Source organism: Mesorhizobium sp. M0496 (assembly GCF_040321205.1).
Lineage (GTDB): Bacteria > Pseudomonadota > Alphaproteobacteria > Rhizobiales > Rhizobiaceae > Mesorhizobium.
Genome location: NZ_JAMYRC010000006.1, coordinates 111,353 through 129,424, shown reverse-complemented (window position 1 = coordinate 129,424; position 18,072 = coordinate 111,353). Strand labels below are relative to the sequence as shown.

Sequence of the window (18,072 nt, the reverse complement as noted above, 5' to 3'; positions counted from 1 at the left end):
GCAGGCGGGGTCGATGAACACTATTGATGGCCGAGCTTGAGCGGCATCTCTATCACATTGATAGCCTATTAGGCTGGTCCGGCGTTTGATCGGACCCATGATCCATCCGAGCAGCTTGTGAGGGATGCAGCCGAACCAGGCGCTGCTCCCACAGTCTTCGCAGGTCCTCCATCAGAGCTTCATGCTCAGCCTGATCCGGCGCAATTATATTGAGGTGATCGCTTAACACGGCTTCGCCCTCAATCCGCATCAGCAGATTAAACAGGTCGTTTGAAATTCGCACACTGTCGATGCTGGAGTGGTTCGGAATAATCTCGCAGACAGTCTCCTGATGATCTCGCGCTGTGTAAGCACGGGTTTGATGGAGGGAGACTGAGGGAGGCAATGAAATCGCAAGCGCAGTCCAATCCTGCAGCGTTGCAGCCCGTTTTTTTACCAGGAAGGGCCCGACCACAAGTCCATCCAGCTCTGTCGTCAAAAATGTGGCAATCGCGTCTGCAACCGTATCCACGATCGGTTCAGCATTGTTGTTAAAGGACGTATTGAGCAGAATTGGAGTGCCTGTCCGCTTCTTGAACGCATTGATGACCTCCCAGTAAGCGGGGTTGGCATCGCGCGATACTGTTTGCAGCCGAGCCGTACCGTCGACGTGCGTAATGGCACCCAACAAGGCGCGCTTTGAGTCACGCACGCGAACGACGAAATTCATGAATGGAAATTCGTGCTTACCGTCCGGGAGGTCGAAAAATTCGCTCGCATCCTCTTCCAGCACAGATGGTGCGAAAGGCCTATAGCCTTCGCGCTTCTTGACCATGGCATTGATCCGGTCCTTGTTTGCAGCGGGCCGAGGGTCGGCAAGAATGCTGCGGTTGCCCAGCGCACGTGGCCCAAACTCCGAACGACCCTGCACCCAGCCGATCACGGCGCCGTTGGCGATCCAGTCGGCTGCACTGCTCGCTACGTCGTCAGAGCGTTCAACCTCGAGATGTCCGGCCCATGCATTCAGTTCCTGTTCCACGGCGCGGTCGCTCCCGAGATCAGGACCCCAATAGACCTCCTGCAGTCGCTCACGCGGCGCGGGGCGGCCCATCTCGTTAGAGACTATCAGCGCAGCTCCCAATGCGCAGCCAGCGTCGTGAGACGCGGGTTGCACGAAGATGTCTTCGAAAAGCCCTGAATACAGCAGCTTGCCGTTCATCGTGCAGTTGTGGGCTACCCCTCCCGCCAGACACAACCGCTTCATGCCGGTGGCCTCACGGTGGTGCCGGAGAATGTGGAACACGATCCGCTCAAGCGCTTCCTGCAGTGACGCACTCACATCTCGATGCTGCTGGGTGAAAGGCATTCCCTTTCGCCTGATCTCGATGTTGCGGAGCAACGCCGGACCGATGCGGTCGAGGTGAACACGGTAGCCACCGTTGGCGGAGAGCTCGTAGAACTGCTCGAAGAGCTCGCGATAGGGAGCGGGGTCGCCATAGGGCGCGAGTCCCATTACCTTATACTCGTCGAACATGCCGTAGCCGAGACAGCGGATCGTCTCGAGATAAAACAGCCCAAGAGAATTGTCCTCCGGGAAAGCCTCGATTTGCGTAATTTCTGTGCCAGACCCTACCGCCACAAGGCCCGACAGGAAATCACCACAGCCATCAATCGCTAGAATGAGACTTTGTTCGAAGCCCGACATTGCAAAGGCGCTCACGGCGTGCGCCTGATGATGACCTACGAATGAAATACGCGAACTGTCCAACTTAGTGCCGAACTCACGCGCTAACAGGTTCTGCACCAACATTTTAGCATCCAACGGAGTGGAGAGAATGTCCGGTTGGGAAGCGGACATACCTTCAAGCATGGCGTTGGCGTAGGTCTCGCTGGCGTAGACCGCGACACGATCAATGTCGCTGAGCTGAACCCCGGCCGTCGAAAGACAGTATTGAATCGAACCACTTGGCAGCTTGTTCGAGTGCTTGATTCGATTGAGGCGTTCCTCTTCTACGGCGGCTATCACCTTTCCGTCTCGGACGAGCACCGCGGCGCCATCGTGCATAAAGGCGTTCGGACGCTCGAATCGGTTTTCATGGACTTGGTCAAGTCCGCCGCTGATTCCTAGACACAGCATTTCTTTCTCCAAATAGTAACGGGGAAGCCAAATTGGCCTACCTCGACTGTTTCCAACTAAATAGGCCGTGTTGTCGCCTGCAGCTGCGACCGCCCGTCAGGCATCAGCGGCATCGAAGAAAGCCTCATAAACGATCAATGAGATGCTTCGACTGTGACACCTACGGTGCCATCACGCCGAGAGCTTGGCTGGATCATCCAATCCTGAGCGGCTGCTGACATGTATCCGGCGCTGTCGTTTTCATCGGCAGAACCAACTTGCGATGCCGCCTGTTCTTGGGAAGGGCGGCCGTCGACGAATAACAGTACCGCCCCCGTGAACTGGCCCGATTTCATTCTCCGAAGCGACCATGGTCGCACCGCCCGACATTGTCGGCCAGTTGCAACTCACTTTCTCGGCACGACCTCCACTGCACGTCAGGGCGCATCGAAGATTTTCTCCTTTGGATTATTCCTAAGGCAGCTTTCGTCACGCGATAGAGCAGCGTGTGATTGGTGCGTGAGGCCCTTTTTTTGTCCATGCACGATTCCGGAAGAGTGATGAAATCGATTGTTTTGATCAAAGTCATCCACGCTATGAATAGTAGCCGCAGCACATGCGTTTTCAAAGCGCTTCAGGCTTCCCGGATGGCTACTCCGATGTGAAGCGCATGGCATTCCAAGCGCTCTGTCAACCAAACGATGAGTATCGGCGTCGACCCTCATTGCCTTCGTCTTCGCGACTCCGTGACAGCGGCTGGCATTGTGTTTGTAGGGCATCGGGCGAAGATCATGTCGATCGGCCATCTCGCCTGCCTATCGGCAAACCCTTGAACAATGATCCACGCACCAGCGCGATTGTGATCACGAGCGCCTCTGAGCTCGGGAGGTTCGGTTTTCTGAGGGTTCCTGGGTCTCCGAAGCGATGGAGGTAGCTAGCCTTCCTGGTGCTATACGGTTGTGCTCTTCATGGAGTGGACGCATTTGCGTCTCGAAAGCGGTTCTTCAGTGGAACCGGCGCCAAGGCCCGTCTGTGGTCGTTCAGAACACGGGGTGCCGTCTCCAAACCGGATATTGGAGCGGGCAGCCGCCGGAATTTGACCCATGGAGATGAGCGCCTGTCAGGAGGCGTTCGAAAACGGCGCGATCTTCATCGCGGCTGTTTCATGGTGTCATTCCTGACATGTTCTTTATAATCGGCAGCTTGCGGATAGTCTTGCCCGTCGCCGCCCGTAGCGCGTTGGCGACGGCCGGGCCGATCGGCGGCACACCTGGCTCACCAACTCCCGTGGGCGGCTCCTCGGACGGCACAATGTGCACCTCGACTCGCGGCATCTGCTCGATCCTGAGCGGTGTATAGGTATCGTAGTTCTCTTGGTCTACGACACCGCCCTTCAGGGTCAGCTCCTCCTGGAGGATCGCGCCTAGCCCGAAGCCGATACCGCCCTCCATCTGAGCGCGAATCTGGTCAGGATTTATCGCGGTGCCGCAGTCTACCGCGCAGACGACGCGGTCGACCTTGAAACCATTTTCATCGTTGAGGGTGATCTCCACCACATCGGCGACATAGGTCGAGAGGCTTTCATGCAGGGCCACGCCGCGGAAACGGCCTTCCGGCAGAGGCTTGTCCCAGCCTGCCTTCTCAGCAGCCACTTTAAGCACGGCGGCATGCCGTGGATGGTGACCGAGCATTGACAAGCGGAAGTCGACCGGATCACGGTTCGCAGCGGCGGCGAGCTCATCGATCAGGGTTTCCACCGCGTAAGCGGTGTGGGTGGAGCCTACCGAACGCCACCACAGCACTGGGATGTTCACGTCCGTGGTGGTCAGCTCGACCTTCAGGTTCGGGATCGCATAGGGCAGGTTGGTGGCGCCCTCTACGGAGGTTGGATCGATGCCGTTCTTGATCATCGCCGCAGAGGTCGAACCGCCCAAGACCGATTGGCCCACGATGTGGTCATGGAGAGCGACGACATTGCCTTTCTTGTCGAGCCCCGCCTTGACTGCGTGCACATAGGCCGGCCGGTACCGCCCACCCCGCATGTCATTCTCGCGGGTCCACTGCACCTTCACTGGCTTGCCGCGTCCCAGTGCACGCGCTGTGGAAACAGCTTCGATAATGACATCTGCATCCAAGACCGCGCGGCGGCCGAAACTGCCGCCGGTCTTCATCACGTGCAGCCTCACCTTGTCCGGCGTGGTGCCGCCTACCTGAGCGGCAGCCGCCTGATAAAGGTCGGGCATCTGGTGTCCGCCCCAGACGTCGATGGTGCCGTCTTCGTTGATTCGGGCGGCCGCGTTGAGTGGCTCGATCGAAGCATGGACAAGATAGGGGAATTCGTAGTGCCCCTCGATGATTTTCTCAGCACTGGCGAACGCTGCGGGAGTGTTACCGTCGTCGCGCGCGGTGGCCGCGCCCAGATCGTCTGCTGCCTTGTTGTATTCGGCCATGATCTCGGCCGTGCCGCGCTCTTCGGCCTTCTCCTCGTTCCAGGTCACCTCCACGAGGTCGCGGCCCTTCAGCGCCGTCCAGGTGTCCCTGCCAACCACGGCAATGCCTCGCGGCGTCTGGACGACATCGACAATGCCGTCGAGTGCCTTGGCCTTGGTTGCGTCGAAGCTCTCGATCTCGGCGCCGAACTTCGGCGGATGGATCATAACGGCCGTCTGGAGTCCCTCCATCATGAGGTCGATCGTGTAGGTCTGCGCGCCGTTGGTCTTGCCGGCGGAATCGTAGCGCTTGAGGCTGTCCGATCCGATCTGGGCCCACTTGTCGCGCGGCTTTAGCGGCACGTCGTCGGGAACCGGCATTCCCGCTGCGGCTTCAGCCAGGTCACCGTAGCGCGCCTGCATCCCTGAGGCGTGCGACACGACCCCGGAAGCGACTTTGATCTCGCCGGCTGGCACGTCCCACCGCTGCGCCGCGGCCGCCACCAGCAAGGCCCGTGCGGCAGCACCCGCCTTGCGGTAGCGTTCCCACGACGAGCCCATCGACGTGGAGCCACCAGTTGCCTGTGCGGCCCCGCCCCAGGCGAGATTGCCGTAGAACGCGGTATTGCCATATCCGCCGACCACGTCCACCTGCGCCCAGTCGCCGTCGAGCTCTTCCATAACCAGGGTGGCGATGCCGAAATAGGAGCCTTGTCCCATCTCGAACTGCGAGGAGTAGATGATGATTCGGTTCTCCTTTGTGATCTCGACATAGGTCTGGAAGGGGTTCGCCTGAACCTTTGCAGTAGTCGTTTGTGCGATGTCGGACGCCGCCAGCACTAGCCGGTAGCCCACGGCGAGGCCAGCGGTGGTGACGCCCGCGCCGACGAGGAACCGGCGGCGCGTGGGCCGCACGGAGTTATGCTTCGAGAGAAACTGCGACATGCCTCAAGTCTCCAGCCGGTTGGCGGTCTCGTGGATGGCCGCGCGGATGCGATGATAGGTGGCGCAGCGGCAGAGATTGCCGCTCATCGCCGAATCAATATCATCGTCCGACGGCTTAGGCGTCTCTGTAAGGAGGGCCACGGCCGACATGATCTGGCCAGACTGGCAATAGCCGCATTGAGGTACGTCGAACTCGGCCCACACGGCCTGGACCGTCTCGCCTATCTTGCCCGACACACCCTCAATGGTGGTGATCGAGGCTCCTTCGATGTCGCCGACTGCGGTCTGGCACGAGCGCGTCGGCATGCCGTTAACGTGAACCGTGCAAGCGCCGCACTGGGCAAGCCCGCAACCGAATTTCGTTCCCGTGAGTCCGATGACGTCACGGACCGCCCAGAGCAGCGGCATCTCTGGATCGACGTCGAGTGTTCGCGCCTCGCCATTGAGGGTAAAAGCGACCATTGCTTGCTCTCCTTGTCCTGAGCTGGCTATCTCCGTTGAGCCTCCGCCCGCCTGGCAACCGAGCTCTTGTTGCTGAGGCCTAGCGACCACACCCTAGGAACGCGCAGCTCAAGCAACAAGCCGCTAGGTTGGCGAGTTACGAGATCGTGAAGTGGGTCGTGTCGAAAGGCTGGAGGCAACTGAATGTCATTTTTTGGGCGGACAGGCCGCTTTAGGCTGGGTTACACGAGACTGGACATTCGGGTCGTCGCGAACATCGACCGCTGGTCGGCCGCGTCCGGCAGGGCCCTGATTGGCTACACGAAATGAAATGGGACGACTATCGATGGGGGTCTACCTCGACCCGCAACCTCCACGACTGGACCCTCAGGTTTCCGGCTATCGTCCCGGGCGGTGGCCGAGCTCGGCGCCTCGGACGCGATAATAGACGGTGAGGCGTTCGTCGTTGACCAGAAGGCTTGTCGCGCATTCCCAGTCTTCAGCGGGCTCTTGGCCGCGGCGGGAGACGTCAGGACCATGCTTGCCGGCTTCGACCTGCTCAAGATCGACGGCGAGGGTCTTCGCGATCGGCCACTCGTCGATCGGCGCAAAGCGCTAGTTAACCTGCTGAGACGCCGCCAAACGGCATCGTTCTGAGCGACGAGATCAGCGGCGGCAGCGACATTCTCGCGCAAGTCTCCCAGTTCGGCCTCGAGGGCATCGTCTCCAAGCTGCGTGTCAGTCCATATCGATCCGGCCGGCGCCAAGAATGGGTGAGACAAAATGCGTGCTGAGTGATGAGTTCATCGTCATCGGCTGCGAACCCGGCAACAGTTACGGCGGTCGGGAAGCGTGCTCTGGCGAATGTCGAGGACGGAAATCTGGTGTTCGCCGGCGGCATTGGCACCCGCTTCAATGCGCGCACCGGGCCGGAAGTAAAGCGTCGACCGTGAACTATCCGCAAGCTGTTGATCTAGCATGTTGATTGAGGCGGATAGCGGCTTTCGGATTGCAGGATTAGCGGTTTATGGGGGCTGTTTTCCTGCAATTCGTTTTGCGATTCCCTTGTGCTGCGGAGCGTGATTCACTCGGTACGGCGGCGGCGAATCGAGGGGACGGCGAATGTCCAGGCCACGCGAGAAGCGGGAGACGGGAAAGCAGGATCTGTTCCGCTCCAGGCTCGATCAGATCATCAATATGAAGCACGAGCTGGTGCGGCTGGCGCAGGCGATCGACTGGCCGGTGCTGGAGGAGCGTTTCGGCGCCGTCTATTCGGACGGCCCCGGCATGCCGCCCTTGCCGACCCGGCTGATGGCGGGGCTTGCGATCCTCAAACACACTTTCAACGTGTCGGATGAGGTGCTGTGCGAGCGCTGGGTGGAGAACCCCTACTTCCAGTACCTTTGCGGCGAGGAATTCTTCTGCCACGCGCTGCCGTTCGATCGCTCGTCGATGACGCGCTGGCGCGGCCGCATGGGCGAGGAGCGGATCGTGGCGCTGTTGCAGGAAAGCCTCAGCCTCGCGGTCAAGACCGGGGCGATGAAGCCGTCCGACACGCGCCAGGTGATCGTCGACACCACCGTGCAGCCGAAGAACGTCATGTTCCCGACCGACGCCAAGCTCATTCACCGGGCGCGTGAACGGCTGGTGCGGCTGGCCAGGAAGACGGGGCTCAATTTGCGCCAGAGCTATGTGCGGGTCGGCAAGCTGGCGCTGATCAAGCACCAGCGCTATGCCCACGCCAAGCAGTTCAAGCGGGCCAACAGGGCACTGCGCAGGCTCAAGACCTATCTCGGCCGGACCATTCGCGACATCGCCCGCCAGATTGCCGGCGATGCGGGGCTGGACGCGCTCTTCAAATGGCCGCTCTACCAGGCCGCCACCGTTCTCGAACGGCGTCAGCGCCAGCGCGGCCGCAAGATCTATAGCCTGCACGCGCACGAGGTGGAATGCATCGGCAAGGGCAAGGCGCACATGCCCTACGAGTTCGGTGTCAAGGTCTCGGTGGCCACCACGCTGAAGCGCTCCAAGGGTGGCCAGTTCGCTCTGCATGCAAAAGCACTGCCCGGCAATCCCTACGACGGCCACACGCTGGCAAGCGTCATCCCCGATATCGAAGAGACCATCGGCAACGAGATCGGCCGCATCCTCGCCGACGCCGGCTATCGCGGCCACAACGCACCCCAGAGCCACAGGTTCAGGGTCTTCACCAGCGGCCAGAAACGCCGCGTCACCCCGGCAATCAAACGCCAGATGCGGCGCCGGCTACAACTTCTCCCTCCTGCTCAGGTGGCTGAAGGGTTTTTTGTCGCTCTTGATCGCTCTCTTCCAACTCCGGCCCAAGCCGGTCGCCGCTTAGGGGCTGGATTGTTCACGATCGACTAAAGCGCCGGCTCGATGCCATTCCAATGGATAAACCACCGATTCCTAGTTTGAAGGCGAACGGTGCGGCATGGGCGGAGTGCCCTGCGCAGTCTGTACCTCCGCAGTCGATTGTCGAGTTCGAAGGGGGTGTGATTGGCGTCGAGACCGCTCCAGCCATGGCTATCAGCACGCCGAGTGCGTTGTTTTCGATCAGTTCTCGAAATGAGCGGGTAAATACCTTTCACTTGCCGAACGGGGTTTGCTGTTCACCGGCTGGCATCCGATGGCAAACCTTTCAACGCGGCGGCGATCTGGCGCTTCGCTGCTGGGGGCAGAGGCAGGATGGGACGCGGGGGGGCGGCGCAAATGTCGAGCAATTCAGCGAGTGCATAGACGACGCGAAGGCTCGAGAACTCCTTGAAGAGGCTCCAGATCGGGACCAGCGCGGCATTGATCCGTCGCGCTTCGGCCGCATCGCCCTGTTGCGCCGCTGTGACGATCGTCATGCAGACCTCGGGCAGGATGCCCGCGAGGACGCTGTACCATGTGTCGGCGCCGGCGATCATGGCCTCGGCCGCGTTCCAGTCGCCGCTGTAGCCAATCGAGAACCCTTCCGGCAGTGTGCGCCTCTGGGCGGTCAGGTGGTTCTTGATCGCATCGCTTTTGTCTGTCGGATTCTTGATGGCGACAATCCCAGCCACCTTTGCCAGGCGGCTGACAAGGGGTGGACTGAAATGGAAATGCGTCGTTCCTGGATTGTCGTAGACGACGATCGGCAGGCCACTTTCGCGCGCCACAGTGGAGAAATGTTCGAACACCTCGTCATCAGTAAGCGGGGTGTAGGAGGCGGCGGCAAGCAAACCCGCAGCTGCTCCAAGGGCCTTGGCGTCTTGCGCGAGCCCCACGGCTTCATCGGTGCGCAGCGCGCCCACACCCACCACGACCGGCATTTGCCCCGCCGTTTGGTCCAAGGTCTCGGAGAGCGCCCGCCGCCGTTGCTCGCGCGACAGATAGATGTATGTGCCGGTGCTGCCGAGAAGACCGATTGAATGGACCTGAGCGGCGCCAAGCCGAGCAATCAGCCTGCGCAGGGCAACGCTATCGACGCGGCCGTCACGATCGGTCGGCGTAATGGGGAACGCGGAAAGACCGCTCAGGAATGCCATGGCAAGGCTCCAGGTTCATGCGTGAGCGCAAGGGTGGCCACACGACAGGTCATCATAAGCCGTCCAGACCCCGCCGCAGGTCTGCGATGAGGTCATCGGCGTCTTCAAGACCCACCGAGAGACGCATGAGGTCCTCGCCCACTCCATCGGCCAAATGGGCATCCTTGCGGATCGGCTGCCGAGCACGGGTGAGGCTTGCTGGATGATAGATAAGGCTGTCGGCATCGCCGAGGCTGACGGCGCGAGTGATCAGGTTGAGCCGGTCCATCATCAGGCGCGCTCCTTCGTATCCAGCGTGGAGGCCAAAGGCCAACATGCCCGATCCGTTGGACATCTGTTTTCGCGCCATCACCTGATCAGGGTGCGAGTCGAGGAACGGATAACTCACAAATGCCACTGCCGGGTGCGCTTCCAGCGCCCGAGCCACCGCAAGGGCCGTGGCGCTGTGCCGTTCCATACGCAGCGTCAGCGTCTTGAGACCGCGCAGGATTAGGAAAGCTGACATGGGCGAGAGTGCTGCGCCGGTGATGTAGCGCAGGCCCGTTTCATGCAGCGTACGGAGCGTTTGGGCGTCGCCGAGAAGCGCCCCGCCAAGGGCATCGCCATGACCATTGATGTACTTGGTCAGCGAATGGAGCACGATGTCCGCCCCGTGCTCAAGCGGTCGCTGGAGCGCGGGCGAGGCGAAGGTGCTGTCGACTGCAACCCTTACACCGCGCGCGTGAGCGCGCTCGGCAATTGCCGCTATGTCGAGGATGCGGCTCAGCGGATTCACCGGCGTCTCGAAGAAAACCAGCCGCGTCCGCTCGGTGATCGCAGCATCGAGATTGTGGGGATTTGACAGATCGACCGCGACGACCTTGATGCCGAAGCGGGGGACCGCCTGTTCGACCATGGCAAGCGTGTTCGCATAAAGCGTCTTGTGGACGATGAGTTCATCGCCCTGGGACAGGAGCGACAGGATCAGAGTGCCGAAGGCCGCCATCCCAGAGGCAACAACCAGCCCCGCCTCGGCTCCTTCCAGATTCGCGAGCCGCTGCTCGAGGATCTCGGTCGTGGGATTGTATTCGCGCGCATAGAGCCGTCCACCAAGGGCGGCGGCGGCATCGTTTGCTGCCACGCTTTCGAACCCATAGGTTGACGTCAGGAACACTGGCGGCTGGACGGCATTGGAAAAGCCGGCCGGATCGTAGCCATGATGGATCGCCCGGGTGGCAAATCCGGGGCTGGTGCGGTTGAGCGACCCCGTGGGAGCATCGGTTTCGGATGGATGGGAGCTGGTCATTCGGCCTCTGCGATCTCTCTTGGGGTTCCGAAAGATTGACGGCAACCTGGCCAATGTGAAATATCCAGTTGGCGATGAAAGAGATGGTCCAGTCTTCAAGTGCCGGGTCTGCAGCGCGCTCGCACGCGATGGGTGCACGCCAGATTTACGAGGCCCTTCGCGAGCAAATCCACGGCGGTGTCTACGAAACCGGCAGCCAACTGCCATCCTCCCGGGGCCTGGCAAATGACCTGGGCGTATCGCGAACCACGGTCACGGTCGCCTACGAGCAATTGGCTGCGGAGGGTTTCATCGAAGTCCGTCAAGGCGCGCGACCTCGCGTTGCCTCTTCGTTGATCGGCCATGGGACGGGGCGCACTCACGCGCAACGGGTCGGCCCGATCCACCTGTCCGCATATGGCGAGCGGCTGCGCGCGACGTCACCCTGGCCAGATTATCTGCCGACTGGGCTGAAGGTCGAGTTCCGCTATGGCGACCTGGCGCCGTCGGATTTCCCTTCATTGGTCTGGAAACGCGCGATGAACGAGGCGATGGGGCAGCGCCCGCTGCGTCTTGCCTATGACGATCCTCGCGGCTCGCGCCGGCTCCGCCAGGCGCTTCAGGGATATCTCTGGCGCGCCCGAACCCTAAGCTGCGACCTCGACCAGATCATCATCGTCAGCGGTTCGCAGCAGGGCCTTGATCTGTGCGCGCGCCTGCTTCTCGATCCCGCCGACCGCTTCGTCATCGAGGATCCGTGCTACAGGATGGCGCGTCAGGTCTTTGCCAGTACGGGTGCCTCATCCATCCCGGTCATCGTCGACGAAGACGGGATGAAGACCGAGTTGCTGGCGGGGATCGGGGCACGACTGGCTTATGTCACGCCATCGCATCAGTTTCCGCTGGGCGGCGTCATGCCGATCGCGCGCCGCCATCAGCTTCTGAAATGGGCGCGGCACAACAACGCCTATGTGATCGAGGACGACTACGACAGCGAATATCGCTACGACATCAATCCGGTTCCACCGCTGCACAGTCTCGAGGATCACGGGGCTGTCATCTATCTCGGCACGATCTCCAAGACGCTCTCGCCAATGCTGCGCATCGGCTACCTCGTCGTTCCGCCCGAATTGCAGGAGGTCTTCGCAACCGCCAAACAATTCGCAGACCGGCATTCGCCGGTCGCTGAACAGGAAGCGCTGGCATCGTTGATCGAGAGCGGCGGCTACGAAAGCCAAGTGCGCCGTGTGCGCAGGCTGAACGGCGAGCGTCGGGAGACGTTGTTGGGCGCCTTGCAGCACAGCTTCGGGGATCACATCACTGTCCAGGGAGCTGATGCGGGACTGCACGTCGCGGTTTGGTTCAATGACCTGCCACGATCGCGGGAAACGGCCTTGGTCGAATCCGCCCGCGACGCTGGCCTGGGGCTACACTTGATCTCGCCGCTCTACGAACGGCCATCGGACGAAGGCCGCACCGATCGCGTCGGACTTGTCATGGGCTATGCCGCCTTGAGCATTCGGCAGATCGGGAAGGGCGTTGAGGTCCTGCGAGAGGTTGTCAAGCAGGTGCAAGATGCGATGCCGGCGCGGAACAACTGAGACGGGGCGACGCCGAAAGCTGGCGCTGAAAACGGTCCGAGGGCCCCCCGTATTTCTTTCCACACAGCCAACTGGACCGGGAAAATGCCATGCAACTGGCGCTGTTGATCAGGCCAGTTTTGCAGCAGGTTTCCACGAGACGAATTTCCGAGAGCGATGATGACCTGGCGAGGAAAGCTGCTTCACGTCCATATCGCGCCTGCCGCCTCCTATGAAATGGAGGAGCTGGCGCAGGCGCAGCTTATTGCCGGCCAAGGCATTGTCGGAGACCGCTACTACCTGGGGACGGGGACCTATTCCGCGCGTCCTGACGTTCGCGAAGTGACGCTGATCGAAGCTGAAGTCTTGGACGCCATCGCGCAGGGCGAACCCAGAATTCCGGGCTTCAAGGCCAAGCTCGCACCCGAAGATCACCGGCGCAATCTGACGACACGAGGCGTTCCGCTTAGCCATCTTGTCGGCAAACGCTTCCGGGTCGGGGAAACGATTCTCAGGGCCGCCCGGATGAATGTGCCGTGCAAGTATATCGAGGAGTTGCTCGGGCTTCCGGGTCTCTACGAGGGGCTTCTGAACCGCTCCGGCCTGAACTGCACAATCGAGGTCGGGGGCGTGATCCGCCCCGGTGATCTGATCTTGCCCATCGACGAGTGAAACGCCATGGCCTCGCCGCGCATCATCATGAAGCTGACCGTGACCGCCGCCCGCAAGGAGCCGGGCGACGTGCTGGTCATCGACCTGAAACACCCACGCAAACCTGTGCTGCCGGCGTTCGAAGCGGGTTCTCACGTCGACGTCCATCTGCCTGAAGGGAAGGTGCGTCAGTATTCACTTTGCGGCGACCCGACCGAGCTTGGCCGCTACACCATCGCGGTGAAGCGCGAGAATGACGGCCGTGGCGGCTCGGCGTGGATCCACGAAACCATTGCCGTCGGCTCCACACTGCCTGTCTCCGCGCCACGCAACCATTTTGCGCTCAAGCCAGGCGAGGGGCCGACTTTGCTGCTGGCAGGGGGGATCGGGATCACCCCGATTCTGGCCATGGCGCGCGCGCTCACCCGGCAGGCCAAGCCCTTCGAGTTGCACTATTTCACCCGCAGCCGGGCGCTCACGCCACTCTTGGCGGCGATCGGGAGCGATCTTCCTGGCGGCAATGTGCGGATCCATTTCGACGACGAGCCTCAGACCCGGCAGAACATCGCCGCGCTGCTGGCGAACCGTTCGGACGACGCGCAGACATACTACTGCGGACCGCCTGGCTTCATGGCGGTTGTGGGGCGCGCGGCTCAACACTGGCCCGAGGGTACTGTTCATTTCGAAACTTTCCAGCCTCCCGAGTTTGATGGCGCGCCACCGGAACCATTCGTCATAGAACTGGCTGAGGGCAGGGTGGTTGAGGTTTCGGCTGAGACCACGGCACTGGCCGCCTTGCGTGCGGCCGGTGTGCCGTTGATGGCCTCGTGTGAGAACGGGGTGTGCGGGACCTGCGAATGCGCAATGCTGGCGGGACAGCCGATCCATCGGGATGCCGTCCTGTCCAAGGAGGCACGCGGCCACCGCTTCATCCCCTGCGTGTCGCGCGCGACAGGTGTGTTGAAACTCGATCTTTGACCATTTGGGCGGGGGTCCTGTGAGACCGGCAGCTGATTTGCGGGAAACTGAATGACGAGGAAACTGGAATATCTGAACGAGATCGAGCGCTGCGTCTCCTGGCTCGCAGCCTGGACGATCCACCACGCCAACCACGTCCGCGAGGGCGATGAGATCAAGGTCGGGGGGCATCAGGCCTCGTCCGCGTCGCTGAGTACCATCATGACCGCGCTCTACGGTTCGGTCCTGCGCCCGCAGGATCGGGTGGCGGTCAAACCCCATGCGGCGCCGATCTTCCATGCACTTCAGTATCTGGCGGGCAACCAGACCCACGAAAAGCTCATGAACTTCCGCGGCTACAAGGGCGCGCAGAGCTACCCTTCGCGGACGAAGGATGTCGACGATGTCGACTTCTCGACCGGGTCGGTGGGTCTCGGCGTTGCTCAGACGCTGTTCTCGTCGCTGGTGCAGGACTACGTCTCGGGTCACGGCTGGATGAAGGAGCGTGCCGAGGGCCGAATGGTCAGCCTGATCGGCGACGCCGAGATGGATGAGGGCAACATCTACGAGGCCCTGATCGAAGGCTGGAAGCACGGGCTCAGGAACTGCTGGTGGGTGGTCGACTACAATCGCCAGTCGCTCGACGCCGTGATCCGGGAGGGCCTCTGGCAGCGTTTCGAGCAGATTTTTCGCAACTTCGGCTGGGACGTGATGGTCCTGCGCCACGGCGCTCTGCAAGAGGCTGCCTTTGCCGAGCCGGGGGGCGAGAAGCTGCTCGAGTGGATAGAGCGCTGTCCGAACCAGCTCTATTCGGCGCTGACCTTCCAAGGGGGTGCTGCCTGGCGCAAGCGGCTGCTCGACGAGATCGGAGACCAAGGGCCGGTCACCACTCTGATCGAACGCCGCTCCGACGACGAGTTGCAGGCGTTGATGACGAACCTTGGCGGGCATGACATGCCGAGCCTCCTCGAAGCCTTCGAGGCGGCGTCTAGGCATGACCGTCCCGTCTGCTTCATCTGTTACACCATCAAGGGCTACGGTCTGCCGCTTGCCGGACACAAGGACAACCACGCGGGGCAGATGACGCCCACGCAGATGGAAGACTACCGCCTGCAAATGGGCGTAAAGCGGGGTGAGGAGTGGGACAAATGGGCGGCCGCCACCTTGCCGGAAGCGGAACTTGACGCCTTCTTCGCAAAGGCGCCGTTCTTCAGTGAGGGGCGTAGGAGGCTGTCTGCGCCGTCGGTGCCGGTGCCTGAAACCCTTCCGTCACCGGGGCAGCCCGGCAAGCCGCTCTCGACCCAGATGGGGTTCGGCCAGATCCTGAACGACATCGCACGCGAGCGCAGTCTGCTTGCCGACCGCATTGTCACCACCTCGCCCGATGTGACGGTCTCGACCAATCTCGGTGGCTGGGTCAACCGGCGCGGCCTTTTCGCCCGGGAGACCATGGCGGACACCTTCAAGGCCGAACGCATTCCGTCGACCTTTACCTGGGAATTTGGGCCGAAGGGGCAGCACCTCGAACTCGGGATCGCCGAGTCGAACCTGATGATCATGCTCGGGGCGCTCGGTCTCTCGCACTCGATCAATGGCGTGCGCCTGCTGCCGATCGGGACAGTCTATGATCCCTTCATCTACCGATCGGCCGACCAGCTAAACTACGCCTGCTATCAGGATGCGCGCTTCATGCTGGTCGCAACGCCCTCGGGCGTGACGCTAGCGCCCGAGGGCGGAGCACACCAGTCGATCGGCACCCCATTGATCGGCATGGCGCAGGATGGGCTTTGCGCCTTCGAACCGGCCTTCGTCGACGAACTGTCCGTGATCATGCGCTTTGCCTTCGATTACATGCAACGTAATGGCGAGGGGGATCCGGATGAGACGACGTGGCTGCGTGATCAGACCGGAGGATCGGTCTATCTTCGCCTGTCAACCCGGCCGCTCGAGCAGCCGCTGCGCGACATGAACCCGGCGCTCGCGCGGGACATCGTCAATGGCGCCTATTGGCTGCGTCCGCCTGGGCCCAACGCGAGTGTCGTCATTGCTTATCAAGGCGTCGTCGCGCCGGAGGCGATTGCCGCGACGGGTCTTCTGGCGGAGGACCGGCGCGATGTCGGGCTGCTCGCGATCACCTCCGCGGACCGGCTTAATGCGGGCTGGCAGGCGGCGGAACGTGCCCGGCAGCGTGGCGCGATTGGCGCGCTGAGTCATATCGAGCGGCTGCTCGCGCCGCTATCGCGTGACTGCGGCATCGTCACCGTGATCGACGGCCACCCGGCGACGCTCGCGTGGCTCGGTGGGGTTAACGGGCATCGCGTGAAGGCGCTCGGGGTCGAGCAGTTCGGCCAGACGGGGACTATTGCGGACCTATACCGTCACCACGGCCTGGACACCAACGCCATCGTACATGCGGCGCAGGCGGTGAGTGCGGGACCGGCTGTTCGCTACCGGAAGGCGCTGCCTTGACCATGAGCTACCGGATGCTCCGTGGCTGGTACGGATCGGCTGTTTCCACGGGCGTTCCGGTTCGCTTCAAAGCGGACAGGGCCGGGACACTGTGGACGTTCTGATCGCGCTTGAGTAGCTTGTGCGACCCCCAGGGTCACCTGGAATATGCAGGGAGGCGGCTTTTATTTAGCCTTGCGTCCAATTACGAATTCGATCCAATCCAGTCCGGAGCAAAAGCTCCGCGTCCTCCCGATTTTCGGCTTCGACGTAGCACCGCATTTCCGGGGCATTTCCGGACGGACGCAAATGCAAGACACGCTTATCCGCGAGAGTGATACGAAGTCCGTCGACATCACTAACCTTGCTTACCACTCCAATCGACCCGACGAAGGCGGCGATGTTAGTTTCCGCCGTACGAAGGTATGTCATGAGGCGAGTGCTGCTTTCGACGGAAAAATTTTCCAAGCGATCCGCCGCCGCCGCCGGCAATTGAAAGGAACTGCCAATTTCCGACAGTGGCTGCCCACTTGTATTAACAAGGGAAAGTGCCGCAAGGATGGGGAGAAAACTGTCGCGTGTAGGTAGCGCTGGCAGTTTAGTTCCGTTCGGGTCAAAGTCCGTGCCGGTCAACAAACCACCGTTTGCTTCGAAACCAACCACGCGCTCGTGACCCGACGCAACCAAATCGAGCATGGCAGCAATAACAAATGGCGATCCAACCTTGGTACGCACGACTTTAAAAGAACCTGCGGTCTCGATACCAGAGTTTGATGTGACCGGCGTGACGACTGCCTTCGCTTGCAGGAAGTTCGCCGTAATCAGGCCTAACAAATCACCGCGAAGGGGGTCTCCGTGGTCGTCAGCTACCAGTGGGCGGTCACCATCGCCATCTGCCGAGACGACCGCATCAAGCCGATGCTCTTTGGCCCAGAGCTTGAACTGTTGAGCAGTCTCGTCAGAGACCGCTTCAGTGTCGACAGGAATGAAACCTTCCGAACGTCCCAGGGTTACGACCGTCGCACAGTGATATGAGAGAATGTCAACCAAGAGATCGCGCGCGACTGTGCTGTGCTGATATACGCCCACCCTTAAGCCCTTTAGAGCATTAATCTCCATAAGCTTTCGATTGCGCGCCATGAAAAAGGCCTTGCATTCGGCCTCCCGGTGCTGCCGACGTGCAACAGCACCTTCAAGGACGTATCCGCGCTTCTCCAACTGCAAGGCGATGCGCGTTATCTCCCGCTCATCACCCTTGTCGATCTCACCGTCGGGTCGATAGAATTTTATTCCATTACGGTTGGCCGGAATGTGCGAGCCTGTGATCATCAAACAACCACTCTTACGCGCCTGAGCATACAGTGCCAGGGCAGGGGTGGGGACTGCGCCGCAATCGACTACGATGAAGCCGAGCGCGGACAGTGCCGCCGCACAGACGGCGGCGATGGCCGGACTCGAGGCGCGAAAGTCGCGCCCTATGAGTATCTCGTCGCCAATTCTGGCCAGGCCGGATTCCAGCAGGAATGTCGCGAATGCCGTTGCATATAGGGCAGAGGCGGCTCCTGCCAATTCTGTCGCCAGGCCCCGTAATCCACTTGTTCCGAATTTCATACCAAATCCGACGTTGCTAACCGGGTTTTGAAGGTAACATGCTCAAACCTTGGCTCGTCCGGAATGCCCATCGACAGATCCCTCGGACGAGAACAAGAAGTACATTCGGTTACCGTAGACG

General features: G+C 61.2%; 11 protein-coding genes and 1 pseudogene. 6 read left to right on the top strand and 6 right to left on the bottom strand.

What is annotated here, in order from left to right; translation table 11 throughout:
- Positions 1-52: 52 nt before the first annotated feature.
- The 3 genes from NKI73_RS08575 to NKI73_RS08565 form a co-directional block, all read right to left on the bottom strand.
- Positions 53-2,116, bottom strand: coding sequence for a carbamoyltransferase family protein (locus tag NKI73_RS08575; protein WP_352628559.1), 2,064 nt, complete (start codon positions 2,114-2,116; stop codon positions 53-55).
- Positions 2,117-3,258: 1,142 nt separating this feature from the next.
- Positions 3,259-5,469 carry a xanthine dehydrogenase family protein molybdopterin-binding subunit gene (locus NKI73_RS08570; protein WP_352628557.1) on the bottom strand — a complete coding sequence of 737 codons (2,211 nt, stop codon included), beginning with the start codon at positions 5,467-5,469 and terminating at the stop codon, positions 3,259-3,261.
- 3 nt (positions 5,470-5,472) lie between these two features.
- Positions 5,473-5,931 carry a (2Fe-2S)-binding protein gene (locus NKI73_RS08565; RefSeq protein ID WP_023708041.1) on the bottom strand — a complete coding sequence of 153 codons (459 nt, stop codon included), beginning with the start codon at positions 5,929-5,931 and terminating at the stop codon, positions 5,473-5,475.
- 393 nt (positions 5,932-6,324) lie between these two features.
- On the opposite strand from NKI73_RS08565, the gene NKI73_RS08560 reads away from it, so the two are divergent.
- A complete protein-coding gene (locus NKI73_RS08560) occupies positions 6,325-6,567 on the top strand; it encodes an ATP-dependent DNA ligase (protein ID WP_023766628.1) in 243 nt (80 codons plus the stop codon).
- Positions 6,568-7,032: 465 nt separating this feature from the next.
- Positions 7,033-8,190 (top strand): annotated as a pseudogene (locus tag NKI73_RS08555) (IS5 family transposase); the annotation flags it as partial.
- A gap of 350 nt (positions 8,191-8,540) precedes the next feature.
- Here NKI73_RS08555 and NKI73_RS08550 read toward each other — a convergent pair.
- Together NKI73_RS08550 and NKI73_RS08545 are read right to left on the bottom strand one after the other, a co-directional pair.
- Complete coding sequence (locus NKI73_RS08550) at positions 8,541-9,440, bottom strand: dihydrodipicolinate synthase family protein (protein WP_352628555.1); 900 nt, start codon at positions 9,438-9,440, stop codon at positions 8,541-8,543.
- 52 nt (positions 9,441-9,492) lie between these two features.
- Positions 9,493-10,725: a trans-sulfuration enzyme family protein gene (locus NKI73_RS08545; protein WP_352628554.1), complete on the bottom strand. Its 1,233-nt coding sequence runs from the start codon at positions 10,723-10,725 to the stop codon at positions 9,493-9,495.
- A 74-nt stretch (positions 10,726-10,799) separates the two neighbouring features.
- On the opposite strand from NKI73_RS08545, the gene pdxR reads away from it, so the two are divergent.
- The 4 genes from pdxR to NKI73_RS08525 all read left to right on the top strand — a co-directional run bounded on the left by pdxR (position 10,800) and on the right by NKI73_RS08525 (position 16,361).
- Positions 10,800-12,305 (top strand): MocR-like pyridoxine biosynthesis transcription factor PdxR, encoded by a 1,506-nt coding sequence (pdxR, locus tag NKI73_RS08540; RefSeq protein ID WP_352628641.1) that lies wholly within the window; start codon positions 10,800-10,802, stop codon positions 12,303-12,305.
- Positions 12,306-12,464: 159 nt separating this feature from the next.
- Complete coding sequence (locus NKI73_RS08535; RefSeq protein ID WP_023758446.1) at positions 12,465-12,956, top strand: MOSC domain-containing protein; 492 nt, start codon at positions 12,465-12,467, stop codon at positions 12,954-12,956.
- A gap of 6 nt (positions 12,957-12,962) precedes the next feature.
- Entirely contained in the window at positions 12,963-13,913 is a 951-nt protein-coding gene (locus NKI73_RS08530; protein ID WP_023697831.1) for a PDR/VanB family oxidoreductase, read from the top strand.
- A 51-nt stretch (positions 13,914-13,964) separates the two neighbouring features.
- The gene (locus NKI73_RS08525) at positions 13,965-16,361 is read left to right on the top strand and encodes a transketolase (RefSeq protein ID WP_352487295.1); all 2,397 of its coding nucleotides are present in this window, start codon (positions 13,965-13,967) and stop codon (positions 16,359-16,361) included.
- A gap of 168 nt (positions 16,362-16,529) precedes the next feature.
- Here NKI73_RS08525 and NKI73_RS08520 read toward each other — a convergent pair whose 3' ends face one another.
- Positions 16,530-17,951 (bottom strand): phosphomannomutase, encoded by a 1,422-nt coding sequence (locus NKI73_RS08520; protein ID WP_352628551.1) that lies wholly within the window; start codon positions 17,949-17,951, stop codon positions 16,530-16,532.
- Positions 17,952-18,072 lie beyond the last annotated feature (121 nt).

Coding starts and splice junctions, on each gene's coding strand:
- NKI73_RS08525 (WP_352487295.1), top strand. CDS start 13,965: ATGACGAGGAAACTGGAATATCTGAACGAGATCGAGCGCTGCGTCTCC.
- NKI73_RS08520 (WP_352628551.1), bottom strand. CDS start 17,951: ATGAAATTCGGAACAAGTGGATTACGGGGCCTGGCGACAGAATTGGCA.
- NKI73_RS08550 (WP_352628555.1), bottom strand. CDS start 9,440: ATGGCATTCCTGAGCGGTCTTTCCGCGTTCCCCATTACGCCGACCGAT.
- pdxR (WP_352628641.1), top strand. CDS start 10,800: ATGAAAGAGATGGTCCAGTCTTCAAGTGCCGGGTCTGCAGCGCGCTCG.
- NKI73_RS08530 (WP_023697831.1), top strand. CDS start 12,963: ATGGCCTCGCCGCGCATCATCATGAAGCTGACCGTGACCGCCGCCCGC.
- NKI73_RS08535 (WP_023758446.1), top strand. CDS start 12,465: ATGACCTGGCGAGGAAAGCTGCTTCACGTCCATATCGCGCCTGCCGCC.
- NKI73_RS08545 (WP_352628554.1), bottom strand. CDS start 10,725: ATGACCAGCTCCCATCCATCCGAAACCGATGCTCCCACGGGGTCGCTC.
- NKI73_RS08565 (WP_023708041.1), bottom strand. CDS start 5,931: ATGGTCGCTTTTACCCTCAATGGCGAGGCGCGAACACTCGACGTCGAT.
- NKI73_RS08570 (WP_352628557.1), bottom strand. CDS start 5,469: ATGTCGCAGTTTCTCTCGAAGCATAACTCCGTGCGGCCCACGCGCCGC.
- NKI73_RS08575 (WP_352628559.1), bottom strand. CDS start 2,116: ATGCTGTGTCTAGGAATCAGCGGCGGACTTGACCAAGTCCATGAAAAC.